Below are 26,458 nucleotides of genomic sequence, written 5' to 3'. Positions count from 1 at the left end.
ACATTGCCGCTGGCGACCACGCCACCCGAACCGTTGGCGACCCCGCCCTTCTCCGTCGCATCCCCCGCATCCGCAACCGCCGTCGGCGTCGTGTTCGAGGACGACGGATTGAACATCACATCGACCCAGTAATTCGTCTCATTGAAGGTGGCGGTCGGGTACAGGCTGTTGCTGCCATATCGATATACGCCATTACCGCTCGCGGGCGCCGTCAGCGGGCCACTCGTCACATTGGAGAGGAAATAGTCGGCGGTGGTCGAGTAACGACCGGTATTGGTGTGGTAGGACGCCGTATAGATCTGCCCGGGCGTCAATGCCACCGGACTGGAAAAATACGCGGTCTGCCAGCCGCTGGCGGTCTCGTTCGTGAAGGTGAGAGTCGCGATCCGCGTGCCGGTGCTCGACCAGAGTGAACCTGTGTGCGTGCCCGTGTCCTGACTGCCCTTGTAGAAACGTATGCCGCCGACAGTCCCTGCCACGGAGGTCTGGAAGCGGACCCCGAGTTCGACGGCTGAGGTATCGTTTGTGTTGACGACTGCCGGCGTCGCCGAGCCGAAAAGGGACGTGTAACTCGGTCCGCTGACGGTGACCGTGCGTCCGGCCGAGGGTGTTTCGAGGTTGATGCTGTCGTCTACGGCGCGCGACAGGATCGTGTAGCTGCCGGCAACCTGCGGCGACCAGCTATAGGTCCAGTTCTCATCGCCTGTCGCTGGATGCCAGCTCGCGCCGTTATCGGTCGAAACCTCGACGCCGGCGACCACCCCGCCGCCCGTGTCGGCAGCCGTGCCTGTGATCGTCACGTTGGATCCAACGGCCACCGTCCCGGGCACCGTGATGACGGAGGTCGGAGCAGCCTGGTCCGACGAAGCGGTCCCGGCGACGAGCCCGGATTGCAGCGTTCCGGGTTGAATGCCCATGTCGGCGAGCAGATTGACCATCGCCTGCTGCACGCGCGGGTCCGTCGGAGTCGCTGTGAGATCGTGATTGTCGCTCAGGCCCCATGTCCAGTAGACCGTCCCGGCGCCGAACACCAATGCGCCGCTCGGGGCGCGATAGAGCGTCAGATTATGGGTCGCGGTCGCATTGCCGGTCGTATTGCCGTAATCGAGCAAGTAGGTGCTGACCGGAAGCGTCGTCGACGACAGCTTCACGAGGCCGGCCGGGTCGAAGCCGTTGTCGGGCGCTTCGTCCCATTCATAACCGAGATAGTTCTTGGTGAGCGTCGCCGTCTGGCCGGGCTGAAGATTGGCAACGCTGGTATTGCGCCAGAAACGCAGATTGGCGTCATCGTAGGGAATAGTGATCGACTGGAGATTGTTGCCGACATCGTCGACCTTGAACAACTGCCCGGTCAGCGAGTTTTCCGGATTGCCGCCGCCGATGGCGGGCGGGCTGAGGCGGGGATCACGGAAGGTGCCCGTCCATTCGTTGGAAGGGTCGATGCTGGCGGTGGGCGACCATGTCTCCTTGTAGGAGATCAGAGTGCGATAAGGCGTACCGTCGGCGCTATAGGCATTGCCCCAACGGGTGCGCCAATAGACCTCGTTGCCGCTCCAGAACATGAGGTTGACGCCGGCGTCGCGCGCGGCTTCGACATTCGTTCTCTGCTGGCCCGACCAGTATTCGTCATGCCCGGCATCGATATAGGTCTTGTGATTGAGCAACAGGCTGCCGTAGCGGTCGACGTCGACACCCGACAGGTAGGAGACGTCATAGCCGTTCTGTTCCAGCCAGTAGATGCCCGCATATTCGGCGCCGAACAGGTAATCCTGCGGACCGGCATAAGTACCGACCCCACCGCGGGTTGCTATCGGTCTATTGTAACTGACCGCGTAGGCGCGACCAGCACCCTGCCCCGTCGCCGGACCGTTGCCGCCGTAGAAGTTTGCGCCGCCCCAGCCGTTGTAAGCTTGCCAGGTCTGGTCTGCGGTCTGAAAGACGATGTCGCTTTGGCTGTCGTCATCGCGCACGATGAACGGGATGTGATTTTGGCCGGCGGTGCCATCCTGACGCACGAGCTTGGCGATATAGACGCCCGACACGGCGTCCTCAGGTACGGTCCACGACGCCGAGACCGCCCAGTTGCCGGCATCCACCGTTCCGGTCGTGGCGTTGCGCAACGGAGTGGGCTGGGTCTGCAATCCGGTGTGCTGCATGGTGGCGACCTTGCGGGCGCCCATGCCGCCATAATAGCCGAGGCGATAAATATCGATCCGGTAGTTGGTGGAATTGGTATTGATCTTGAAGCTGATCGTCTTGCCGTTGTCGACGCTGATGTCGGTCGCAAACCCTTCGATGTTGGAGCTACCGTTCCCATCAATGCCCCATTCGCTCTCCGGGTTACCCTGCTTCTGGTTTTCCAATACGATCGCGTTACTGGCCGCAGCCGCGGCGGCGGCCAGATTTTGCGTTGTCAATGACCGCTGCGTGGAAGGTGGTGTTGTCGTCACCGAGCCGGAGAGGATGCCGACACCCTTGGATTTGGCAGCGCCCGTTCCGGTCTCTCCGCCGCCTGGCAACGATCCGTTTAAGACCGTCGATTCCGTCCAGTTCGCTGTTCCACGCCAGCCGGAAAGAGGCGACAGGTCACGATCGAGAAGCGGGTCGCTGGTCGAGGCGCCGATCGCCCGCTTGAGCGTCGACACATAGTCCGGCCCCTCGGTCAGCCTGGTTCCCGGCAATTGGCCGTCCTGCTGCAGCAGGGCGCCGCCATGGGCCCAATCGAGGATACGCGTCGGGGAGGTAAAGTAGCCGCACCCGCACACACCGAAGGGCATGCCGAACGCCAGCGCATTCGCTCCAGCATGCTGCACGGTCGACTGCGCGGACGGCGTCGATTCGAGAATGACGACGTTGCCCGAGTGCGACCGCTCAGCCGCCACCATAGCGGAAGCTTGCCCGGACGCTGTCGGTGCAGAGCCTTGCGGCAGGTACGAAGCAAGAGGATCATCGCCTATGGAGCTCATTCCGGCATAGGTGTGCGGAAGAGACGGCGTTGCCCCAAACGCAACTCTGTTTGCATCCGGCGCAAAATGGACAAAACCCGGCGTCTGAGAGGAGAGCACGGACCGGGTCATATCACCGCTTCGCTCTCCTATTTCGCGATTGATCGTGAAAGCATCCGGCAATGGCGGCGCTGCGGGGCCGTCGCCGGCCCGGCTGACCGCGTCGTCATTCACGCCTGCGCTCTGCCTTGCATCATGCTCGTTGAGCGCCGCATCCTCATGGGGATCGTTGACAAGGGTGCCCGGCTTGCTTCCATCCACGGTTTGCGCCGCTGCCGCGAGTTGAGCACTATCCCCGTGCTTTCCGCCAGGCTTGCGCGGCCTTTCCTTTCCGCCGACCGTCAACCATCGGGGAACCAACGAATCCATCAGGAGTGAGCGCGAAGTCCACCGGCGAGCGTTGCGATACATGAGAAAAACCCCTCGCGAAATCAATTAGGATCGAATCTATGAGGATCGCTTAAATACGAAGCACTCAAGTATAGTCGAAAAGTAACGGAATATATCCTACGCCTTTCGCTCTACAGGCGGCATCCTTTGGACAAGCAGCCGTGTTGCCGCGACAGGAAGCCGCACACTGGACTTCGAGCAACGGCAAAGGCTCTTGGAATTGCGGCACCTTCGATCTTGCCCGATCATGGTCCGGCGCCGCAGCCGGTCGCCGCCCTTCTCGGCCAGCGTGCCTGTTCCTCCGTGCAAACCTTTGATCTTCCGGGATGATAGTTCTGAGCCGCGCGGGATATGTGCTCCTGCTCGATTAGGCTGAGGCACCCTCTCCCACCTCATCAATAGTGATGAGGCAAAGCAAGCGGCCTCCACCTTCCTCAAGGCTTCGCCAGATTGCACACTAGCGATGCGGCTCCGAACCTGTCGTCGGCCGCCGAACAGCGTCAAGGCATGGACTGGCATCCGTCTAAGGGTGTTTTGCAGGCGAGATATGTACATGAATTCATCGCACCGCACCCCTCAATCGTTCCTTCGCACGATGTTTGCCATCAGCGCACTCATCCTTCTTGCCGGAGCCGCGCCGCCGGCTCTCGCCGACAGCGCGCCGTTGGCGCCACAAACGAAAATCCGCGTAACAATCGTCCAGTGGATGCAGTCCAAGGGCCAGTATGAACGCTGGGATGCGCTTGGCGGCGAATACAGCGTCGCCGATGACGGCACGGTCTCCTTGCCGTTTATCGGATCTATTTCCGTCGGCAATCTGAAAGACACCGACCTCACAAACGAGATCGGCAAGCGCCTGCAGGAAAAGATCGGTTTGGTTCAGGCGCCGGCGGTCAGCATCGAAATTCTCGAATACCCGCCGATCTACGTCGTGGGAGACGTCACCACGCCTGGGCAATACAGTTTCCACCCCGGACTGACCGTCTTGCAATCGCTCGCAATGAGCGGCGGACCGCGTCGCGCCAAGGAACAGGAGGAAACGCAGTCGATCCAGATCGTCGGAGAACTGCGCGAGATCGACCACTCGATCCTGCGCAGTACCGCAAGGCTGGCGCGGCTCCAGGCAGAGATGGATGGAGCGAACGACATTACCTTCGATCAGGCGACCGGCGCCGATCAGCAATTTGCCGCCGCCATATACAATCAGGAAAGGATTATCTTTCGGGCTCGCGCCAATGCGGTGGAGAGGCAGGCAAGGGCGTTCACCGAACTGCGCGATCTTTTGACCACCGAGATTTCGACGCTGGAAGAGAAACTGACCGGCGCAGACGACATTATCAAAACTGTCGAGGACCAGTTGGCCAGCGTCAAGTCCCTGGTCCAGAAGGGCCTGACGGTCTCGTCGAGGCAGATGGATTTGGAACGGCTGCTGACGACCTACCGCTCCGACAAGCTCGACCTTGTAACCGCCGTGATGCGGGGCCGCCAGGCGGTCAGCGAGGCGACGCGCAACCTCGAGGGGCTCTACGACGCACGCCGGAGCGAAGTGGCGACCGAAGCACAGTCCGAGCGGGCAAATCTCGATCAATTCAAGCTGAAGCGCGAAACACTGCAGAAGCTGCTCATCACCGACCTTGGGAGCAATGACGGCGTCAAGAATCTCGTCGTCGACCTCCCGCTTACCTTCAGCGTGACCCGTCGCAGCGAGGGACAAATCAATCAATTCGAAGCCTCGGAAACGACGGTGCTGGTACCGGGCGATGTGGTGAGAGTCGTTCAGCCGCGCATTCTGGAGAATGCGCCGCAGGCCAATACAGGCCCGTCTTTCGAAACTCAGACGCTCGCAGATCGAGCCGTCCAGTGACCCGCGGCGTGCAGCTGTTCTCAACATATCCGGAGCAGAGGTTCGAGCGCCATCAGGGCGCGCAGGCGGCCTGCCTGCAGGAAATTGCCGTTCATACGGACCGGCTCGAACCGAACCTTGCGGCTAGGATTTGAGCGATGACTCTGCGCATGATCCCACCCAGCGGTCAGACTTATACCCAAATCCTCAAGTCGACGATGCTGATGGGCGGGTCATCTCTGGTAAATGTCGCCCTGAGCATCATTCGCAACAAGGCGTTCGCCCTTCTGCTCGGTCCTGAAGGCATAGGGTTTCTTGGCCTCTACGGGGCGATCCTCGATATCGCGCAAGCGATAGCCGGTCTGGGCGTGAGCAGCAGCGGCGTGCGCCGGATCGCCGAGGCAGCGGGCGCCGGCGACGAAGAGAAGATCGCGCGGTCGGCAACGGCGCTCAGGCGCATCTCGCTGGTGCTCGGCTTGCTTGGCGCGCTTTTGCTTGCGGCGCTGGCTTTTCCGGTATCGGATTACACCTTCGGCGACTACCAGCATGCCGGCGGCATCGTGCTGCTGTCACTCGCGGTATTCTTCCGGCTCGTCTCTGCCGGGCAGGCCGCTTTGATCCAGGGCTTGCGAGGCATTGCCAATCTCGCCCGCATCAACGTACTTTCAGGGCTCTTCGGCACCATGGTGAGCATCCCGCTGATCTATCTGTTCGGCGAGAAGGCGATCGCACCCTCTCTCGTGGCGATCGCGGCCGTCTCGCTCCTTCCCACCTGGTGGTACAGCAAACAAATATCCACGCAGCCGCCGCCAATGTCGGCGCGCGAGTTCGGCTCGGAAGCCAAAGCTCTGTTCAGGCTCGGCGTCGCTTTCATGGCAAGCGGGCTTCTGACCTTCGGCGCGGCCTATGCCATTCGCATTATCGTGCTGAATGAAGGGGGCGTCGTCGCGGCGGGATTGTATCAGGCAGCCTGGGCGCTCGGGGGGCTCTATGCCGGTTTCATCCTTCAGGCGATGGGAACGGATTTCTATCCGCGCTTGACCGCAACCGCAGACAACAATGCCGAGTGCAACCGGCTGGTCAATGAGCAGGCGGAAATCAGCATGCTGCTGGCCGGCCCCGGTCTGATCGCCACGTTGACCCTGGCGCCGCTTGTGATGAGCTTGTTTTATTCGGCCGAGTTTCATGGGGCCGTGGAGCTCCTGCGCTGGATCTGCCTTGGAATGATGCTCAGGATCGTCGCCTGGCCGATGGGTTTCATCGTTCTCGCGAAGGGTGCGCAGGCGATCTTCTTCTGGACGGAGGTTGCAGCAACGCTGGTGCATGTGGGGCTGGCGTGGCTCTTCGTATCGAAGTTCGGCACGACAGGAGCCGGCACGGCGTTCTTCGGCCTCTACGTCTGGCATAGTATTCTGATTTACGTGATCGTGCGTCGCCTCACCGGCTTTCGCTGGTCGCGCGCCAATCGCAGGCACGCGCTTCTGTTCCTGCCTGCATCGGGGTTGGTCGTCTCGGCCTTTTTGCTCCTGCCGGCATGGTCGGCGATGGTGATCGGCTGTGTCGCCGTTGTGGTGACCGGGCTTTACTCGTTGCGCATGCTGGTGGAGCTGCTGCCACCGGAATCGATGCCCGCATTCGTCAGAGGATGGATCACGAAATCCGCATGAGAAAAAGCGCGCATCGGGTGATGCGCGCTTTTCCGATGTTGTATCCGCACGCCGCAGCGGGCAGGCGTGGCTTCAGGCCGGCACGACGTCCTGCTCGGGCTGACGGACGACGCGCCCGGCGCCGGCAACGGCCTGGCGCAATGCCTCGATGACCCTTTCGATATCGGCCTCCGTCATCTGGGCGTAAAGCGGCAGGATGATGGTTTGCTGCTGCGCCGAAACGCTTCGCGTCAGGCTGGTGGCGGCGCGATGGGAGTTTTGGCCGGAATAGGCTCCCTCCAGATGAATGTTCATCACACCGCGTCGCGTCGATATTCCTTGATCGAGCAGCGCCTGCATGACGGCCCGCTGGTCGATGTCATCGGACAGTCTCACGCAGAAGCTTTGCCAGTTGCTGCGGGCCCAGCGCGGTTCCACCGGAATCGACAGGCCGGCGATGGTGGACAGGCCATCGCAAAACTGCGCGGCAAATCGCCGTCGCTGTGCAATCAGCTCCGGCAGCCGTTGCAGTTGCACCCGCCCGACCGCCGCCTGGAGGTCGGTCATGCGGTAGTTATAGCCCAGTTCGTCATAGTCCTCGAAGATCACCTGCTTGGAGCCATGACGGACAGCGTCGGTGACGCTCATGCCATGCTGGCGCCACAGCCGGAATTTTCGATCGTAGTCCGGATTCACAGTCGTGAGCATGCCGCCATCGCCAGTGGTGACGACCTTCCGGGGATGGAAGGAGAAGCAGGCAATATCGCCATGCGGCTTGCCGATCTTTTCCCAGCGCCCTTCCCACAGGATTTCGCTTCCCGTCGCGCAGGCCGCATCCTCGATGACGGGTATCGAATGGCGCTTGCCGATCTCCACGATCGCGCGGAGATCGCAAGGCATGCCGAGCTGATGCACGCACAGGATTGCCTTGGTGCGGGGCGTGATCGCCATTTCGATCAAGCCGGGGTCGATATTGTAGCCATCCGGCTCGATGTCGACGAAGACGGGCATCCCATCGCAGTAGCGAACGGCGTTTGCGGTGGCGATGAATGAATGGCTGACCGTGATGACTTCATCGCCGGAACCCACGCCGACCGCCTTCAAGGCCAGATGAAGCGCGGTCGTGCAGTTGGAAATGGCGCAGGCGTGCGGAGCGCCGACAAAGGAGGAAAATTCGCTCTCGAAAGCCGCGACTTCGGGTCCCTGCGTCACCCATCCCGACAGAATGACGCGGCGCACGGCCTCGGCCTCTTCCTCCCCGAGAACGGGTTTGGCGACCGGAATTGTGGATTGAGGTGAGCTCATGCTGCCGCTCCCCCCGCAGCAGTCTGCTGCTGCCACCAGGCAACGAGATCGCGAAGCCCCTGTTCCATCGAGATCTCAGCCTTGAAGCCGAGGAGCCGTTCGGCCTTGCTGATATCGGCGAGACGACGGGTTACGCCGTTGACCGTCCGGGCCTCTTTGTGCTGCGGCTCGAGTGAAACGCCCATGATGCTGCTCAGCATCTGGGCGAGTTCCAGCAGGCTTATTTCCTGGCCGCTCGCGACATTGAAGACTTCGTCCGTGACGTCGCTCTTGGCGGCGAGAATGTTTGCCCGCGCGATATCGCGCGCGTCCACGAAATCCATCGTCTGGCTGCCGTCTCCATAGACGAGCGGCGGCATTCCGGTTGCAAGACGCTCCATCCAGCGGATGAGAACTTCCGTATAGGCGCCGTAAACGTCCATTCGCGGTCCGTAGACGTTGAAATAGCGTAGCGCCACATAGCGCAGGCCGTACATCTCGGCGAAGCTGCGCAGCAAGCCCTCGTTGAAGGTCTTGGCCGCGCCGTAGATCGTCCGGTTATTGTAGGGGTGATGCTGCTCGGTCGTCGGGAAGCTTTCGGCAAGGCCCAGCACGGAGGCAGAAGAGGCCGCGACGACCTTCGACACGCCGGCCTTCACGGCAGCTTCGAGAACATTGAATGTGCCTTCGGCCAGCACATCGAAAGCGAGCCGCGGTTCTTCCGCGCATTGCGTGATGCGGATTGCCGCCTGATGGAAGACGATGTCCACGCCTTCGAAGGTTTTGGCCAGAAGCGCTCTGTCGCGGATATCGCCGTCGATGATGTTGACGAACCCGCTTGATATCGCCGTGCTGAGATTGTCCCGGCGCCCACGCACGAAATTGTCAAGGATGATGATCTCGCGAGGTTTTTCCAATGCGACAAGATCGGCGATATGCGAACCGATCAGACCGGCGCCGCCGGTGATGAGCACTCGTTTGTTTCTCATGATCTTCCCTCACGCGACATGTTCGTCATCGGATCATTCTCCGAACGCCAACGTATGAATTTCGCAGGTACACCTGCGGCGACCGAGAACGGCTCGACGTCGGAAACGACGACTGCCCCCGCTCCGATGATCGCCCCCTTCCCGATGGTCACGCCGGGAAGAATGGTCGCATTCGTTCCGATGTCGGCCTCCGCACCGATGCGCACCGGCCTGATTTCAAGATCGGTGCGGATGATCGGCACATCCACCGGCAGCGCCGTGTGGGTCGAGCCAAGCACCTTGGCGCCCGGCCCCCAGCCGACGGAATCCCCGATCTCCAGATCGCGGGCGTCGAAATAGGCCATCGGGCCGATCCAGACATTGTTGCCGATCTTGCACGTCCCGTCGAAGCGTCCCTGGATATAGGCCTGGGCGCCGATGAATACGCCATCGCCGATCTCGAATGTTTCCGGATGTTTGAAACCAGCGCCGCCTGCAACCTGCAATCCGGTGCCGCAGCTTCGCGCGATCGCTTGCCAGATCGCTTTCCGCATCAGGGTGTCGACAGGGCCGTCTCCGGTCGCAAAGCGACCGTAGAGGTCGATCAAGCCGGCGCGCCCATATGATTGCCTGAGCTCTTCGGCGAGCCCCGCCTGATACGCCGGATCTGCCGGCCGTTCATGGCGGCCGTGGACCGCCTGCACGATCCGGGCCTTGCCTGCATGACTAGCTGACATAGGCATACTCCAGCGCGGCGGCGACCTGGTCGATATGGCGCGAAGGCATCTCGGGATAGATCGGCAAGGAGAGCACCTCGCGTGCCGCGGCTTCCGAGACCGGGAAATCGCCGGCCTGGTAACCGAGATCGGCATGGGCCTTCTGCTGATGAACGGGAATGGGGTAATGCAATCCGGACGGTATGCCCTCGGCGCTGAGCATACGCTGGAGTCCGTCGCGATCGGCGCTCCTGACGGCATAGACGTGGAAGACGTGACGCCGGTCGGCTGTTTCGACGGGCAGCTCCAGATGCGGCAGTCCTGAAAGCAGCGACGAGTAGCGGCGCGCATGAGCGCGGCGCGCCTCCGTCCAATCCTCCAGATGCCGGAGCTTCACCCGCAGGATCGCGCCTTGAATGGCGTCCATGCGATAGTTGAAGCCCTTCAGCAGATGGTGGTAGCGCTGTTCCTGACCCCAGTCGCGCAGCATGCGCATCGTCTTGGCGTGGTCGTCGTTATTGGTGACAACAAGGCCCCCCTCGCCGCAGGCGCCGAGGTTCTTGCCCGGATAGAAGCTGAAACATCCCGATACGCCGATGCTGCCGGCACGCCGGCCCTTGTATAGCGCTCCATGGGCCTGGCAGGCGTCTTCGATGACGGGGATGCCGTGGCGATCGGCAATCGCCTTGATCGCGTCCATATCGGCCATCTGACCGTAGAGATGGACGGGGATGATGGCCTTGGTCCGGGAGGTTATCTTCGCCTCGATCTCAGCCGGATTCATGGTGAGCGTCACCGGCTCGACATCGACGAACACCGGCCGTGCGCCTGTGTAGCAGATTGCCGACACGGTCGCGACGAAGGTGAAGGGCACCGTGATGACCTCATCGCCGGGGCCGATGCCTGCGGCAAGCAGAGCGAGATGCAGCGCGCTCGTCCCGGTGTTGACGGCTATTGCATGCTTGACGTTGCAATAGTCGGCGAACTCCTGCTCGAAGCGCAGAACCTCTTCGCCCAGGACGTATTGCCCGGAGGCCAGAACACCGAGCACGGCGGCGTCGATCTCGCTCTTGATCGATTGATATTGTGCCTTGATATCGAGGAACGGGATCATGCGATGCGCCTCGCCTCTTCGAGCTCGATGACACGGCCGCGCTGGGCGAGCGACCGGCTTGCCGCTTCAAGGACTCGAACGACACGCAACCCGGCCTGCCCGTCCGTGATAGGCCGCGTATTTTGTTCGATGCACTCGACGAACTGATCCAGCTCGCGCTTCAACGCCTCGGTCATATCGAGCTTGGGCGCCCACATGTCGCCGCTGCGGTATCCCACAAGCATCTGGTGCACCTTCTCGCCATAGGCATCGGAGTTCGGGCACATGGTGATGCCCTTGTCATAGACCTTGATCTTCTCGCTGGGCTCCAGATCGTCATAGACGATCATCTTGTTGCTGCCGCCGATCAGCGTGCGGCGCACCTTGACCGGGGCCAGCCAATTGACGTGGATATGTGCGATGAGCTTGCTCTCGAAGAAGAGCGTCAGATAGGCGATGTTCTCCGGCTCGCCGAGCACATGGCTCATGCCCGTCGCGGAAACGGCGACCGGCCTCTCCTGCAGGACATGGTCCAGGATGGAAAGATCATGCACCGCAAGGTCCCAGATGACGCTGACATCATGCTGGAAGAGCCCCAGATTGACCCGAACCGAGTCATAATAATACATGTCGCCGAGGCCGCTTTCGACCAGCTCGCGCATCTTGCGGACGGCGCCGGTGTGGACGAAGGTGTGATCGACGGCGAGCACGAGGCGTCGCCGCGCGGCTTCTTCGACCATCCGGGATGCTTCCTCCGTCGTCGATGCCATCGGCTTTTCGACGAAGACATGCTTTCCGGCCATCATAGCCTGCATTGCGAGCTTGTAGTGGGTCGAGACCGGCGTCGCGATCGCGATGGCATCCACTCTCGGATCACGCAGGACTTCCTCGAAATTATCGGTGATCGTGACTGCCGGATAGCGGCTTTTGACCGCCGCCAACCGATCGACGTTGAGATCGCAGACTGAAATGAGCTGCGCCCCGGCCGCCTCCGAAATATTGCGGACCAGGTTCGGGCCCCAATATCCATATCCAACAACAGCAATGCCGATCATCGCATTCCTCCAAACGCTTGCATGTTTACTGACCGGTCATGAACGTGACCGGTGATCCTGGCCGGAACGCCGGCAACAATGGCGCCGTCAGGCACATCCTTGGTTACGACAGCGCCGGCGCCGACCTGGGCGGCCTCTCCGATGGTCACGCCGGGCAGAATGGTGGCGTTACTGCCGATCGAAGCATGGCGCTTGACGAGTGTGGGAATGACAACCCAGTCGGCCTCCGTCTGCAGGCTGCCGTCCGCATTCACGGCACGCGGGTAAGTGTCATTGGTGAACATGACGCCGTGGCCGATAAAGACGCCGTCCTCGAGCGTCACGCCTTCGCAGAGAAAGGAGTGGCTGGAGATCTTGCAGTCTTTTCCGACGACGGCGTTTTTCTGAATCTCGACGAAGGTGCCGATGCGCGTTCCCGCCCCGATCGTGCAGCCGTAAAGATTTACAAGGTCCGGATGGTGGATAATGGTGCCGTCATCCAGCTTGACGTTCGATGCAATCATCCCTGCAAAACCCCCTACTCTTGAACAGGTCCAGACTTTCAGTTGAAACAAACAATCGCGTGATTACACCCGAGGTTTCACACCGACAGGACTAATATTTTTCTACAGTCCAAAGAGAATTGTTTTCTGCATCTGAGTAAAGAAACAAAACGTTTAAGGTTATTCACCTAAAGGCGTATCTACTTATGATGACTTACGCCCTTAATCATATGGCGGCCGCCGTTGGTGGCGCGCTCACCTGCCCCATCCGTTGCCGTCCCGAAGCGGGAGACTGTGATTGTTTCCATATATTTAGTGGCGCGCCGCAAATTACGGTGTAAAAAATAGATTTATTCTGCAACTTGCTTAGTAACAAGCAAGACTACTTCAGATTTAACTTTCAATTCCCGAAACATGACGGAAGTTGTGCGCTATTTAGCCTTTATTAGCTACTGTAACGTTCCGCGAACTGTGGTATTCGATTCCTACTTTAGAGTTTCCTAAACCCCCGTTTTGAGAGGGGTGGATACTCGGGGCGTAGTTTAGCGTAACGTGTTAGGGGAGGGTGAAGCTGTGAATTCAGCACTTATACCGAATTTGGACCTCAGGCAGGAGAACGTCGCTCTTCCGCTGAGGATGGAAAATAATGCGAACACGCCTGCCGTCCCGGGAAGACACGCGCATTCGCTTGTCATTCTCGATAATCGCGAGCTCGATCGTCAATGCCTGGCGCAATGCATGGCCGCCCAGAAAGCGGATTTGCAGATCCTGGCATTCGGATCAATTGAGGAGTGGAAGCAGAAGCGCGATGAATATCCTCCGCTTTCGGCAATCCTCTTGAACGTCGGCGGCAAGAAGATCGATGAACCGGCCGTTTCGGAGCAAATCCGGAAACTTTCATCGGAATTCGTATCAACGCCACTCATCGTACTGGCTGATAGCGACGATTTCGGGCAAATCGTCAGGGCGCTTGAGTACGGAGCCAAAGGGTACATACCCGCCTCGGTCAGCGTCAGTGTCTGTATGGAGTTGATCGCGCTTTCAGTGGCGGGAGGAATCTTTGTGCCTGCCAGCGCTTTGTTCGCCATGCGTCACTTGCTGGACTCGAGCAATTCGACGGCACGCCCGCTAGCCGGCATGTTCACGGATCGTCAGGTCGAAGTCGTGGAAGCGCTCCGACGCGGAAAGGCGAATAAAATCATCGCCTATGAGCTCAACCTGCGAGAAAGCACTGTAAAGGTGCATGTTCGTAATATTATGAAAAAGGTCAAAGCAACGAACAGAACGGAAGTCGTGTTCAAGCTCAACGATCTTTTTCTTTCGGGCGGCTCTGCGGCAAACAGCCTATGCTGATGCGGTCGGCCGACCGGATCCTGCATCGCATCACGAGCGCATGACTCAGAATGCCTCAGGTGGAGCACCTTCAGCCCCACCTGGGGCGTTTGTCATATGCGCCTCTGCCGGTGAGGCTGTTCGCACCTGCGATTTCCCTATAGCTAATTGCCGGTGCCCACAGGGGGCCTCGAAAGCGCCATTCGGATCCTGCGCAACGGGCCTGTCTGCGAATGAGGGACCAGCCCCCGCACGAGATGCCGGAGATATCGGAACTCCGGCAGAGGCGGTACATTCGGCCTCAGGCCATTCAGGCGCAGCTTGATCATGAGGCGATCGACGCCTGAATATAGTCGAAGGCGCCAGCCAGCGTCACGTTTGAAGTGTAGCGACGCCACTTTCTTGCCGGTCCCGCTTCCGCCAGCGGGAGCGGGACGAAGAACATCTGCAAGATCCGGCTGCTGACACCGATCGAGAATATCGGAGAACCATGCAAGCCACTCGGAATCGCTCCGGTCGGGAATCTGGTGAATGCTTTTTCGATCGCTGCCATACGGTCCCGAGACGCTCCTATCGGCTGCACGACCGAGTTGCGCGATGACGCGGCGCGTGCGCCTGATTTCGTCGTGGGATAGCGATGGATAGAAATCCTGCAGCCTCCTCGCCCGCTCGAACTGGCCTTTGCAGATCAAAGAGAGAAGGAAGTACGCCCACTCGACCGGATCCGGGTTCACTGCCCCATATTCGGTCATGGTCACCTTCACCAGGTCGACCAGAAGGCCATAGGCGCGATCGGCGTCGCCCTCCTGCAATGCACAGATGGCAAGGCGGAACTTGGCTTCGGGCAGGTAGGACACATAGTCCAGGCAGCGCGCGTAGCAGTGCTTCGCCTCCTCCACCCTGCCCTGCTCGAGAAGCAAGCCGCCCTGCTTCAGCAAAACGCGATCGCTCGCTTCCCCCACGATATGGACGCTCTCCTGCTTGGAGATACGCTTGACCTTTGCGAGATCGCCGAAGGGGCCGGACTGGATGATCTTTTCACCGAACTGCAGGCCTTTGTTCAGCATAAACCACTGATATATTTGCGGCCTGTGCCTCAGTGTATGACGCGAATGGATCAAAGCGTAACCGGCTGTCGTGATACGCTGTATTTCGTCGGGATGGGCGAAAAGGTAATCCAGTCGCTCGACCACGTTGCGGCCGTCAACGAATACACAGTTCTCCATGTCGACAAAGCCGGCTGCTTCCACTGCTGCCGTGCGTTCCGTCACGAGACAGGCCCTTGCCCCGGGGATCTCGAAGTGCTTGCGGACGACCTCGCCGCCCATGGTGCCGCATGTGGGAACGACGAGGCTCGCGTTGAGTGCGCGTGCATAAGACTCTCCGGACAGGAGCTGGGAAGCGAGCTTGCTCTCATAAGCGTGTTGCGGTGAGACCAGACAGGGATAACGGTCCCGGATCTTCGGAAAGACCGTCTGTCGCCAGGGATAAAGGCCATAGGCTTGACCTGTCAGCGTGACCGGGATGACCTTTTGCTGGCCATAGTCGCGGTAGACTTCGGGATCGATGAAATTTGGCCAGACGAACAGATTCTCCTTCACCGCCGGCATATATTCCGGAGTCATCGTTGCGATCGCGAAATAGGTCTCGATGCCCCACTGCGCCATATCGGAAAGGAAGCCCGCGCGTCGATCGCACCATGGGTCGGCATTATGGAGGCCAAGCTTCGGAACGGCCAAATGGGTATTGGTGTTGGTGATTTTTATCCGATGCGAGCCGTGCGACCGATAACCGCTTTCAAACAGCGTCAGATCCGGCTCGTACCTGTCGCATATCTCCGCATAATCGCAGTCGCGGTTAATGACGACGACATCGAAATGTGTTGCGAGGCATTTGACCTGCTGCTGCATGTGCAGCAGCAGGTAACCGGCCGCGTTCGCATTGGGCTGATGATCCCATTGAAAAAAAACGAGACGCGGCTTTCGATGATCGACGTTGCTATTCATGTCCCTATCGAATGGCTGAAGGAGCGGTGAGTTCGGCGGCCGGAGACGCCAGATGCGGGTAAGCCTCCTGCGAAGACTTGACGTTAAACCTGTTCCTTGCGCCGCCGGAAAGCTTCCATTCGAAATAAGCGATCGTTTTCTCCAGCCCCTCGCGAAGGTTCACCTTCGGCTGCCAGCCCAGTTGTTGCGTTGCTCGGCTGATATCGGGCTTGCGCTGCGTCGGATCATCAATCGGCAGAGACTTGAAGACGATGCCGGACTTCGATCCGGTCATTTCGACGACCATTTCTGCCAGTTCCCGGACCTGGAACTCGCCGGGATTGCCGAGATTGATCGGGCCCGTCACCCCGGCCGGCGCCGCCATCAGGCGGATGAAGCCGTCGATCAGGTCGTCCACATAGCAGAAGGAGCGTGTTTGCGTGCCGTCTCCGAAGATGGTGATCGGCTCGTTTTGAAGCGCCTGAACGATGAAATTGGAGACGACGCGGCCGTCATTGGTCTGCATGCGCGGCCCGTAGGTATTGAAAATCCGCGCCACGCGGATTTCCACGCCATATTGACGATGGTAGTCGAAGAACAGCGTTTCGGCACAGCGCTTGCCTTCGTCGTAGCACGCACGGGGGCCGATCGGATTGACGCTGCCGCGATACTCCTCGGGCTGGGGGTGGACTGCCGGATCGCCGTAAACTTCACTCGTGGAGGCCTGGAAAATCTTCGCCTTGGTGCGCTTGGCCAGGCCGAGCATGTTGATGGCGCCGTGCACATTGGTCTTCACGGTCTGCACCGGATCGAACTGATAGTGGACCGGAGATGCCGGGCAGGCGAGGTTGTAGATCTCGTCGACCTCCACATAGAGCGGGAAGGTAATGTCGTGGCGGAGTATCTCGAAGCGAGGATCGTCGAGAAGATGCAGCACGTTATCGCGCGAACCGGTGTAGTAGTTGTCCACGCAGAGGACGTCATTGCCCTCTCGCAAAAGCCTTTCGCACAGGAATGATCCCAGAAAGCCGGTGCCGCCGGTTACCATAACTCGTTTTTGTCCGTGCATTGGTGTGCTCCGCTGTTGATGGTTGCCTCGCGCAAGCGAGGATCGTCAGTAGGCTCCCCTGTGCTTGAAGAGCGCAGGGATTGTGCTGAGAAGAATTTGGCAATCGAACCAGAGGGACCGGTTGTCGATGTAGAACTCGTCAAGTTGCTGCTGCAGCTCGATATCCGCATTGCTTCGTTCGGATATCTGCCAAAGGCCCGTGAGCCCCGGCGTGACGGAACGGCGCTTGGCTCGAAATTCGCAGTCCATGGCCAGGAGGTGATATTCAGGAAATGGACGAGGTCCGACGATGGCCATTTCGCCCGCAATGATGTTCACCAATTGCGGGAGCTCATCGATGCTCGAAGAGCGCAGCATATGTCCTATAACCGGAAGGACGCGCGGATCTTCCTTGAGCTTGAAATGGCTCAACCATTCCTCGCGCATAGCCGGGTTGTCTCGGAACAGTGCTTCCAGGCGCTGTTCGGCATTCTGATACATCGTCCTCAATTTCAGAACGTGCACAGGCTTGCCGGACCGCCCCTCCCTGGTGTGCCGGAAGAAGACGGGGCCTGGATCAATGGCGTAGATTGCGGCCGCTGCAAAGGCGATGAACGGCGAGACCACGATTATTGCAGGGATGGCGATTGCGAGATCGAGGATCCGGCGAACCAGATCCGAGTTCACTGAACTCTCACCGGTGGCGAGGCGAATACCGATCTCTCCGCCGACATCCGCAGGTCGCAGTCCGCTTACCTTGAGGTTCGGCGTGTCGGACAGCAAGATGACTTCGGCGAACTTCCGGCGCATCGCCGCCAAATCGGGTGTAAGCGAGCCTGTGTCGCCCGCGACCACGGCAATGGAGGACCCGCCGTCGGGCAATGTCTCCAAACTGTCGGCGAAAAAAGGCTCCGGCCTGATGCCATACTGCCAGTGGTCCTTGAAATGAGCCACGAGAGCGGGAGTAAGGTTGCCCGCCCCGATGACAACCGCGCGCTCCCCCCAGACTCCAAGCTTCCAGCACAGGCCCCGTACAAGCCAATGCACGAATGGCTGAACGATCAGCCCGAGAGCCAGGAACCCGATGGTGGAAAGGAGCAACCGTTGCCCCTCCGGCAGGACAATTGCTCCGAACGCCGCCAGGACAGCCACCTTGACGGCAGCGACGGTGCGCCGCCGCAGATGTTCGTGGTTATGCAACCGGTATCCGGGATAGAGGCCGGCCGAGGCGTAAAGAATAATCGCGGCGAGTGCTGCGATCGTGAACGTACGCTCCGCCAGCGCCCCCTCCAAACCACTGGGGAGAAAGGACAGGAGAACGAAATAGGCAATCAAATAGCCTGCAATGTCGCCGGCGATCAGGAAGGACGCGGTTACAAGCCGAGGAAGCCGACGCCGCAGTGCGACGGGCATATTTGGCCCTGCCCAGTCAAAGGCATCGCCGGTTCTGCCTGCTATGGGTGGCACGGAACCTGCCGGAATCAACCGCGCCGTCATATCATTTGATGTGGCTGCCTTCGACCGACGCGGTTTCATTTCTGTCGATGCAAATAAGGACATGATGGCTACACCTTTACAGCTGCTGTTTTTGGCGCGCTTGATCCAAAAACCGCGTCTTCGATCGGAAACTTGCGAAGCCCCAGTCTCTGGAATGCCGTCAGTGAGATGAAAGTCGGCACGACGAGCGCATAGCGCCGCCACAACCGTCGTGGCTCGCACATAAGACGAAACGCCCATTCGAAGCCGCTTCTTTGAATGATCCTTGGAGCCTGCCGCTTGAGGCCGGCGTGAAAATCGAATGCGGCTCCGACACCGATGAGCATCGATGCCTCCAGACGATCACGCATGCGCGCCATCCAGAGTTCCTGCTTGGGACTGCTCAGCCCGACCCAGATGATATCGGCGCCCGAGCGATTGAGCCGGTCGGCAACTTCCGTTTCCTCCTGCGTCGACAGGCTGCGAAAGGGTGGCGCATAGGAGCCGACGATCCGTGCTTGCGGAAATTTTGCGAGAAGCCGCGCCTGCAGCTGTTCGAGCGTTTCGGCCGTTGCGCCATAAAGGAAGTGGCGCAAGCCCTTGGAGCTGCCGGAATCGAAAACGGACAACATGAGGTCCGGTCCATAGACCCTGTCGCTTTCGGCATGACCGGCACGCTTCAATGCCCATACCAACGGCATGCCGTCAGGCGTTACGAGGAAAGCGCGGTTATGTATCGACCGGAGCTCGGGATCATCCTGACATCGGACGACGCCGTGTGCGTCGCGTACGCACACATATTCCCTCCTGCCGTCTTCGATCGCTTTTTGAATAAATCCCGTCGCGCTTTTGAGATTAACTGCTGAAATGCGAACACCAAGGACATTAATCCATTCCGAAGAACTCGTTTGATCGAGAACTGAATCTTGGTTTCTGTCTGTTGTTTGCTTTCTCATGACCTACGCTTTCGCGATCTAAACTGTCATCAGAATATGCTTCCAGGACGATTGCCTCCATACTTGCGCCTCCAACTGTTGGACGTAGAAGAGACTTCGTGTTTCTACGTCTTACGCCGAGATCGGTTACATATTCGGGGTAAGGCAACGTACCCCACGGCTTGCCACTTTGCTCTTTTTGATGAGCGCTGCCCCGAAAGAGCAGTTTGCGCGAATAAAGCCGCAAGAGAGACATGCCGGACCCAGAATGCGCGATGACGGCCCCGGCCGGCGGGCCTCCAGAGCTTCCCGACAGCACCAACCGGCTGCAGAAAGACTTGAGCACTGATTGATATAGTTTAGGCAGGATCTTCGAGCGGATCTGGCCGCGGCTTCGCCTCGACGCTCGAAAGGCCGTCACCTCTGCGTGGACCTATGCCGAGGAAGGCTGCAACCACCATCCTGAGGTTCCGGGGAATGCTCAGCGCAGAAGTGCTGAGACAGCCTGCTGTCAATAATATAGCCCGCCCATTATCGGGAGGTCTGCCTCACCCCACCAAAGGCCAAACGCGGTCTCCGCACAGATAATCGAGCATTTTTAGAGGCGCTTTTGTGGATGGCGCGTGAGTCGCTCAGCGTCGATATGCTGCCTTATAAAGCGGCGCGCGCGCCCCAACGACCCTGCAAGGCGGCCATTTATTACGCAAAAGATGCCAAAAATTGTTAATTTGAGAAAAAAAATGCCGATTTTGCCTTTAGGGGGAAAAATCCACTCACGCCATCAGGTTTCTCTAATGTTTTCAATGGGGCTATATCACAGTAGTTGCAGAAAGAATAATTCGCGGCAAACGGGACCTTTATACTGCCCCAATTTGCGCGACTCGAATTTCCGCAAATATTTCAAAATGTAACTTTGGAGTGATTTGGACATTGTGGCAGCAATAAGGCTTATTCATCTCAAGCACTTACTGTCGCGTTGCTGTTGCGCCCTCCAAAACGTCGTCCTATAAACCGCGCCGTAACAAGTGATTAGCTAAAATTAGCAATTGGTAAAGAACAACGCTAAGGTTGAGGACAAGACAATGACGACATACTACGTAGCAACGACCGGCAGCAGCGGCGGCAACGGCAGTGCCTCGTCTCCTTTTCGCACGATCAGCGAGGCAATGGCGTCGAACCTTAGGCCCGGCGACGAGGTCGTAGTTAAGGCGGGGACCTACAACGAGGCCATCAACATCGACAAGGACGGCTCGGCGGCAGCCAACATCACGTTGCGCTCGGAAGTGCCCGGCGGGGCGCTGATCCGGCCGCCGGAGGGTTCGTGGAACGCGATTAGTGTCAACGCCAACTACGTTGTCGTTAACGGCTTTGACATCGGCGGCGCCAACGGCGACGGCATCGAAGCGAACAATGTCCACCACGTCCAGATCCTCAATAACAAGGTCCACGGCAGCGGGGAGTCGGGCATCCAGTTCAACCAGTCGGACTTCATCCGCATCGAAGGCAACGAGACCTACAATAACGCCTCGACGGGCTGGTTCTCGGGTATCTCGATCTACCAGAACCGGAACATCACCGGCGACACCTCGACGGACGGCTACCGGACGATCGTGCGGAACAACATCTCGCATGACAACGTGACGAAGTCGGGTGCGCACACCGATGGCAACGGCATCATCATCGACGACTTCCAGAGCACGCAGACGAGCGGTCATCCGAACTACACGTTCAAGACCCTGGTCGAGAACAACCTCGTCTACCAGAACGGCGGCAAAGGCATCCAGGTTACCTGGAGCGACTCCGTCACGGTGAAGAACAACACCGCATACCACAACAACCAGGACCCGCAGAACAGCGGCACCTGGCGCGGCGAGCTCAGCAACTCGGCGTCGAGCAACAACACCTGGGTCAACAACATCGCCGTCGCGGACCCATCGATCAACAAGAACAACACCGCGATCGATAACACGTCGACCGACAGCTACAAGAACAGCAACGTCGTCTGGGCCAACAACATCACCTATAACGGCACGGCCGGCCAGGCCTCGGTCAAGACCGATGGCGGCAACGCGATGCCGAGCGCAGCGGACGGCAACAAGCTCGGCGTCGACCCGAAATTCGCGGCGGCAGCGAGCGACAACTTCCATCTCGGCTCGGGCTCGTCGGCGATCGACAGCGGAACCAGCAAATACGGCGTCGCCTCGGTCGATCTGGACGGCCACGCTCGCGTCGTTGGAACTGTCGATATGGGTGCCTATGAATCGGGCTCCAGCTCGACACCGACGACGCCAACCACGCCGACCACACCGACTACGCCAACCACACCGACTTCGCCGACCACACCAACTTCGCCGACCTCGCCGACCTCGCCGACGAAGGTATACACCGGCACCGACGGCAACGACATCCTGCCACACACCGGTCAGTCCAATGGCGGCAACGAAACCTACAAGGGTCTCGGCGGTAGTGACGTGTTGAAGGGCGGCGCCGGCGCGGATGTGCTCGACGGCGGTAGCGGCACCGACACGGCCAGCTATGCAGGCTCCACCGCGGTCAACGTCAACCTGGCGACGAAGGCCGTATCGGGCGGGCAAGCCGCCGGTGACAAGATCGCCAGCATCGAAAACCTGACTGGCTCCAGCTACAACGACGTGCTGACCGGCGGCAATGGCGGCAGCAACGTTCTCAATGGCGGGGCTGGTTCGGACAAGCTCAGCGGCGGCGCCGGCGGGGACGTTCTCAATGGCGGGACCGGCAGCGACACGGCCGGCTATGCGGGCTCCGGCGGGGTCAACGTCAACTTGGCGACTGGGGCCGCAACGGGCGGCCATGCCGCCGGTGACAAGTTCGTCAGCATCGAAAACCTGACTGGCTCCAGCTACAACGACGTGCTGACCGGAAATAGCGGCAGCAACGTTCTCGATGGCGGGTCCGGCGCGGACAAGCTGAACGGTGGACTCGGCAACGACAAGCTGATCGGAAAAGCCGGCGCAGACATTCTGACCGGCGGCGCCGGCGGCGATACCTTCGTCTTCGACGTGAAGCCCGACAATATCAGCATGGACAAGATCCGCGATTTTTCCTCCGCGGCGGGCGACAAGCTGATGCTCGATCATTCGGTTTTCGCCGCGCTCAGCCTATCCCAGTTTTCGGACGAGAATTTCGTTCTGGGAACAAGGGCGCTGGAGGCGGATGACAAGCTGATCTACGACCAGAAGAGCGGCATTCTGTCCTATGACGCGGATGGAAGCGCAGCGGGCGCGGCCGTTCATGTCGCGGATCTCGATAATTCCGCAGCACTTCACTTCAAAGATTTCGTGCTCGTCTAATAACCGGGTCGGCCCGTCGCCTTTCAGGCGGCGGGCCTACACGTCACGGGCAGTCGTGTCTCTTCCTCTTTCCGGCACGACAATCCCGGCCACCTTCTCCGTTGACGTCACGCGTTCCGCAGCGGAGAAGTCATTGCTCTGGATCGTCTAGATCGCCCGGCGGACCGCGTTTGCCTTTGGTCCCATCCGGCACAGAGCCCCTGATACGCTCCCCTTGATCATATTGCGTCTTACTCGGGCGCTGCGACTACGCTTTCGGTGTCCGCCCCGGCCTTCTGAAGATCCTGTAAACTGCCGAATTCTCCCCAAGGCGTGATCCTCGGATGTATTCGGAAGCTCTTGCCGTTCAAATTGCCGGTGTAGCGGTTATGCGCGAACTGCACGTATCCAGACCCATGGTCAGGAGCATAGACATAGGCTGCAAGCCCGTTGCTGCTGTCGATCGACACAATATTGCTCTCGATACGATTAGGACGCGCCCATGGCGGATGCCAACCCCTGCCCGTACCGTCATCAACGCGAAAAGCCGCGCCCGATCCGCGCGTGATGACGTTTCCCGTCACCAGGTTGCTCCAGCCGCCGTTGATACCGATCGCCGATATATTGTCCGAAAGCGTATTTCCTTCGATGCGCACGCCGCTGGCCTTGCCATCGGTGTAGATTGCCCAGCTGATAGGAGTGGGCCACTCATTGATATTTTCATATCCGAAAGGCCAGAACGTCCCATCGGCCCTGTTCATAAGCTGGCCTGTCCCGGTGACCAGGTTGTAGCGGATGCTGCTGTTCATGAGGTCCGCCTGCTCGCCCATCAGCTTGATGCCACCGCCATCTGCCGTTTGCTGATTGGCATTGCGAACCTCGTTATATTCGATGACTGCGTCGTAGACTGCGTCTTGCGCACCCCACAGTGAACCGCCGGCAATACCGAACTGCGCGGTATTTTCGACCAGGTTATGGGCGATCCTGATATTGTCGGTCGCCTGGAACCATATCCCCGCGGTTTCGAAGTAGACCCTTCCGATGTCATGGATATGGTTCGACAGGATTCTGGCGCCGTTCGATTTGCCGAAGCTGCCATAGGTCGTGCCAATGTATATCCCGTTGCCGGCCACATCTCCGATCACGTTGCCGGCAATCAGAACATCCTCGCTTTCACTCACGTGGATGCCGACGCCGACATTTTTCAGGACGTTGCCGAGCAGCCTGACGCGGTCCGCGCGCTCGAGCCGTATGGCGCCAAACCCTCTGGTGTCGGTATAGAACTTGCCGCTGCCCTGCGGACCTCCGTCACGAAACTCGAGGCCCGAGACAACCATGCCATCGGCCCCCTCCAGCTTGAAGAATGTCGGCAGGACGCCGGCGACAACCGCGGAACTCGGGAACAGTCTATCGGTAGGGATATAGGTCAGTTGTCCCGCGGCGACGTCATACCGCCATTCCCCAGGGGCATCGAGCAGGGCTGCGGCCCCCATCAAGAAATAGCGGCTGCCTTCTGCGGTGAAAAAATAGCCGGTGCCTTTGGTATGAACAGTCCGGGTTGCCGCGTCGACTGAAACAACCGGGAGCGTGTCGCTGCCCCACTGGCTTCCCGGCTGGAAGCCGCCGACGATGTTGACAACAAGCCCCGTTGGATCTTCCAACGCCGGAAGATCACCGGCACGGAAGCAAAAGCGCGTATTGCCTTGCCAAATATCGCTGTCCTGCTCGCACTTGGCTGCGAACAACCATCCCTTACGCGGATCTCCGTCGCCGGGAGCGTTGGGAAAGCGGGCCCGCGTTTGCAGTATCCCGTCGACGAAGAGATCGCCCACCGCCTCATCCGGCGGCAACCTCAGCGGAGCCGTCCAGCGACCATCGGCCTGAAGCGCCCAGTTGCGTACAAGCGGGCCACCGTGCAGAACCGGCCTTTCGTTACATCTCGCCGTGATGACCAGGCCGGCATCGCGCGCATCGAAGACTATCGGTTGAACGAGATAGTAGTCTCCGCTGCCCATTGCGATCGTGTTTTGGCCGCCTTTCTGGCGCGCCGCATCCCGAGCTTTTTCAATGCTGGCAAAGGGACCGTCGGTACGCTCAGGATTTGGTTTGGCAAGATGCCCACTCCAGTCGTCTTTGCCATCGGGAGAAACATAGAACACGGCCCGGGCCGAGGATGCGCCGGTCAATACATCGCTCAGCGAAGTCCCCTTCAGCTTGTCCGAAAAGGTCGCCGGCGAAGCTTCCGCGCAAGTCGCTTCCCTGACCGCCGCCTGCAGCCTGTCGGGCGCATCTGCGTCCTGACTCACCGATGCCAGGTTGCTCGGCTGTGGAAAGAGCATCGCAAGCAAAATGCTCAAGATCGGTGCGAAACGCAGCCTCATGAGATTTGCAGCTCCGCCGTTCTGCTCCGTGCCGATGCCCGCAGTTGCCGCTCAGGGGCCGTTGAAACCACAGGCGCGTAAAGCGAGAACATGATGATGCCTGTTATGAACAGAATGGATATCGCGTCATTCTGGATCAGGAAGATGGTCTCGGTCAGGTTCATCACCAAAATCACGACGGTGAAGACATTCAACCAAAGCCAGCCATAATGCGGATCGCGGCATTGGAGGACCGCCCCTTGGCGGAGCGCCTGCAAAACCATCAGAGCGAACAAGGCCATTCCGCTTATTCCGAAGCTCAGCATCGTATCGCGGAATCCGTTATGAGCGTGGGGAGCCATCCATTGGATCTTTGACCAGATAATCCAGGCTTCCGGGTTCGATTCTGTCCAAAACGCCTGGTAGCCGAAGCCGAGCAGCAGATGATCGGCTATCTGACCATCGACCAGTTCCCACAAGGGCACTCGACCCGTCAAAGTCGCATCCTTGCCAAGCGCTTCAAGGAGTGGGACCAGGAATTCGTGAAGCCAAAGGAGGAGCCCGACAGCCAGTTGGACAAAGAACAGGATGAAGACGATGCGACTGATGCCACGGAGTCGCGGCAACACGGAATAGAACCCGATCAAACAATATGCCGATACCGTCGCAATGATCGCGGTCATCGATCCCGAGCCCACGAGACAAATCCCACCCGCAATCAACAAAAGCAAAGCGGCTCGCCGTAAACCCCGGTCAGCGCCCATTAAAACGGCGGGCGCCAACAGTATCATCATGCCGGCATACCAACCGAGACTGTTCTTGTGGATGAAGACGCCCCGCAGCGCGCCGTCCAGCGGCATGCGGGCGAGACCCGGCGACGCTACGAAAATCAGCAGGCTGAGGACGATACATGTTCCGAAGGTCGCAAATATAAGTAGAAGCAACTGCCTCGGTGTGAAGCGTATCGCCAACACATAGGCCAGAAGCACCGTAAAGAGCAGACCGATGGCGCGCCTGAATGTCGTTGATGGGCCTACCGACCAGAAGACAGACACGAACGGCATGGCAACGATCAGGGGAACAAGCCAATTTCGCTTGAGCGCGGTGAGAAATTGCGGAAAATGTCGCACCAGCATCAACAGTGTAAACCCGTATACGGGTAGGCTAAGCAGACGCAACATAGACCTGGCATGATCGCTAAGGGCTCCGTCCGCATCCGCCAACAGGAGCGGGAAAAGCGCGCCCGTTTGCAGAAAAAGGCACACGCCCGCGCCCCAGCACTCTATCGCTCGCCAACTGAGGGCCGGCCCATTCGCTGTTCCAAGCGCGTACGCTCTCATTGCCGGTCCAACTTGCTCAGACGGATAAGAGGCTGGTGATCGCGGCAATTCGGAAAGACATTGGTTCCCTTTCATAGCAGCGCTGGCTACCAACCAACAATCATCCCGCCACATCCCCAGTCAACCAATGCAAACGAAGGCAGAGCTAAGCCTAACGCGCATACCCACCATCCAAGGGCGGTGCTTGGTTTA

The 26,458-nt window shown here is 59.4% G+C and carries 17 protein-coding genes; 4 read left to right on the top strand and 13 right to left on the bottom strand.

From position 1 onward, the window contains the following. Positions 1-3,416: DUF4082 domain-containing protein (locus tag CO670_RS05635; RefSeq protein ID WP_097589355.1), on the bottom strand; the 3,416-nt coding region annotated here is incomplete at its 3' end. Positions 3,417-3,942: 526 nt separating this feature from the next. Between CO670_RS05635 and CO670_RS05630 the strand changes: the two genes are divergently transcribed. Together CO670_RS05630 and CO670_RS05625 are read left to right on the top strand one after the other, a co-directional pair. Then, positions 3,943-5,259, top strand: a complete 1,317-nt coding sequence (locus tag CO670_RS05630; RefSeq protein WP_097589351.1) for a polysaccharide biosynthesis/export family protein — start codon at positions 3,943-3,945, stop codon at positions 5,257-5,259. A 137-nt stretch (positions 5,260-5,396) separates the two neighbouring features. Next, entirely contained in the window at positions 5,397-6,905 is a 1,509-nt protein-coding gene (locus tag CO670_RS05625) for an O-antigen translocase (RefSeq protein ID WP_097589350.1), read from the top strand. Positions 6,906-6,977: 72 nt separating this feature from the next. Here the strand turns inward: CO670_RS05625 and CO670_RS05620 are convergent, their stop codons facing one another. Genes CO670_RS05620 through CO670_RS05595 form a run of 6 tightly spaced genes read right to left on the bottom strand, consistent with a single transcriptional unit; the run spans position 6,978 to position 12,503 of the window. Beyond that, complete coding sequence (locus CO670_RS05620; RefSeq protein WP_097589349.1) at positions 6,978-8,189, bottom strand: DegT/DnrJ/EryC1/StrS family aminotransferase; 1,212 nt, start codon at positions 8,187-8,189, stop codon at positions 6,978-6,980. After that, positions 8,186-9,157, bottom strand: a complete 972-nt coding sequence (locus CO670_RS05615; RefSeq protein WP_097589348.1) for an NAD-dependent epimerase/dehydratase family protein — start codon at positions 9,155-9,157, stop codon at positions 8,186-8,188. Before CO670_RS05615 ends, CO670_RS05620 begins: the two co-directional genes overlap by 4 nt. Then, positions 9,154-9,873, bottom strand: a complete 720-nt coding sequence (locus CO670_RS05610; RefSeq protein WP_097589347.1) for an acyltransferase — start codon at positions 9,871-9,873, stop codon at positions 9,154-9,156. Before CO670_RS05610 ends, CO670_RS05615 begins: the two co-directional genes overlap by 4 nt. Continuing rightward, positions 9,863-10,966 (bottom strand): DegT/DnrJ/EryC1/StrS family aminotransferase, encoded by a 1,104-nt coding sequence (locus CO670_RS05605; protein WP_097589346.1) that lies wholly within the window; start codon positions 10,964-10,966, stop codon positions 9,863-9,865. The genes CO670_RS05610 and CO670_RS05605 overlap by 11 nt, the downstream gene beginning before the upstream one ends. Then, positions 10,963-12,000 carry a Gfo/Idh/MocA family oxidoreductase gene (locus CO670_RS05600; protein WP_097589345.1) on the bottom strand — a complete coding sequence of 346 codons (1,038 nt, stop codon included), beginning with the start codon at positions 11,998-12,000 and terminating at the stop codon, positions 10,963-10,965. The genes CO670_RS05605 and CO670_RS05600 overlap by 4 nt, the downstream gene beginning before the upstream one ends. Next, positions 11,997-12,503: an acyltransferase gene (locus tag CO670_RS05595; RefSeq protein WP_097589344.1), complete on the bottom strand. Its 507-nt coding sequence runs from the start codon at positions 12,501-12,503 to the stop codon at positions 11,997-11,999. The genes CO670_RS05600 and CO670_RS05595 overlap by 4 nt, the downstream gene beginning before the upstream one ends. A 552-nt stretch (positions 12,504-13,055) precedes the next feature. Here CO670_RS05595 and CO670_RS05590 point away from each other — a divergent pair. After that, on the top strand, positions 13,056-13,835 hold the full coding sequence (locus tag CO670_RS05590) for a response regulator transcription factor (protein ID WP_097589343.1): 780 nt from the start codon (positions 13,056-13,058) through the stop codon (positions 13,833-13,835). Between the two features lie 143 nt (positions 13,836-13,978). On the opposite strand, the gene CO670_RS05585 is transcribed toward CO670_RS05590, so the two are convergent. The 4 genes from CO670_RS05585 to CO670_RS05570 are packed head-to-tail and all read right to left on the bottom strand — an operon-like array spanning position 13,979 to position 19,279. Beyond that, on the bottom strand, positions 13,979-15,820 hold the full coding sequence (locus CO670_RS05585) for a glycosyltransferase (RefSeq protein ID WP_097589342.1): 1,842 nt from the start codon (positions 15,818-15,820) through the stop codon (positions 13,979-13,981). 4 nt (positions 15,821-15,824) lie between these two features. Then, complete coding sequence (locus CO670_RS05580) at positions 15,825-16,868, bottom strand: UDP-glucuronic acid decarboxylase family protein (RefSeq protein ID WP_097589341.1); 1,044 nt, start codon at positions 16,866-16,868, stop codon at positions 15,825-15,827. 45 nt (positions 16,869-16,913) lie between these two features. Then, positions 16,914-18,407: a sugar transferase gene (locus CO670_RS05575; RefSeq protein ID WP_097589340.1), complete on the bottom strand. Its 1,494-nt coding sequence runs from the start codon at positions 18,405-18,407 to the stop codon at positions 16,914-16,916. Positions 18,408-18,412: 5 nt separating this feature from the next. Further along, complete coding sequence (locus tag CO670_RS05570) at positions 18,413-19,279, bottom strand: WecB/TagA/CpsF family glycosyltransferase (RefSeq protein ID WP_097589339.1); 867 nt, start codon at positions 19,277-19,279, stop codon at positions 18,413-18,415. 1,061 nt (positions 19,280-20,340) lie between these two features. Here CO670_RS05570 and CO670_RS05565 point away from each other — a divergent pair. Continuing rightward, on the top strand, positions 20,341-22,587 hold the full coding sequence (locus tag CO670_RS05565; RefSeq protein WP_097589338.1) for a choice-of-anchor Q domain-containing protein: 2,247 nt from the start codon (positions 20,341-20,343) through the stop codon (positions 22,585-22,587). Positions 22,588-22,817: 230 nt separating this feature from the next. On the opposite strand, the gene CO670_RS05560 is transcribed toward CO670_RS05565, so the two are convergent. Both CO670_RS05560 and CO670_RS05555 read right to left on the bottom strand, forming a co-directional pair. Beyond that, the gene (locus CO670_RS05560; protein ID WP_097589337.1) at positions 22,818-24,947 is read right to left on the bottom strand and encodes a right-handed parallel beta-helix repeat-containing protein; all 2,130 of its coding nucleotides are present in this window, start codon (positions 24,945-24,947) and stop codon (positions 22,818-22,820) included. Next, positions 24,944-26,266, bottom strand: a complete 1,323-nt coding sequence (locus CO670_RS05555) for an O-antigen ligase family protein (protein ID WP_097589336.1) — start codon at positions 26,264-26,266, stop codon at positions 24,944-24,946. Before CO670_RS05555 ends, CO670_RS05560 begins: the two co-directional genes overlap by 4 nt. Between the last annotated feature and the right edge of the window lie 192 nt (positions 26,267-26,458).

This window comes from Rhizobium sp. J15 (genome assembly GCF_002531825.1).
Taxonomy (GTDB): Bacteria; Pseudomonadota; Alphaproteobacteria; order Rhizobiales; family Rhizobiaceae; genus Rhizobium.
The sequence above is the reverse complement of the archived record's forward strand: the minus strand, read 5'-3'. Positions and strand labels throughout refer to the sequence as shown.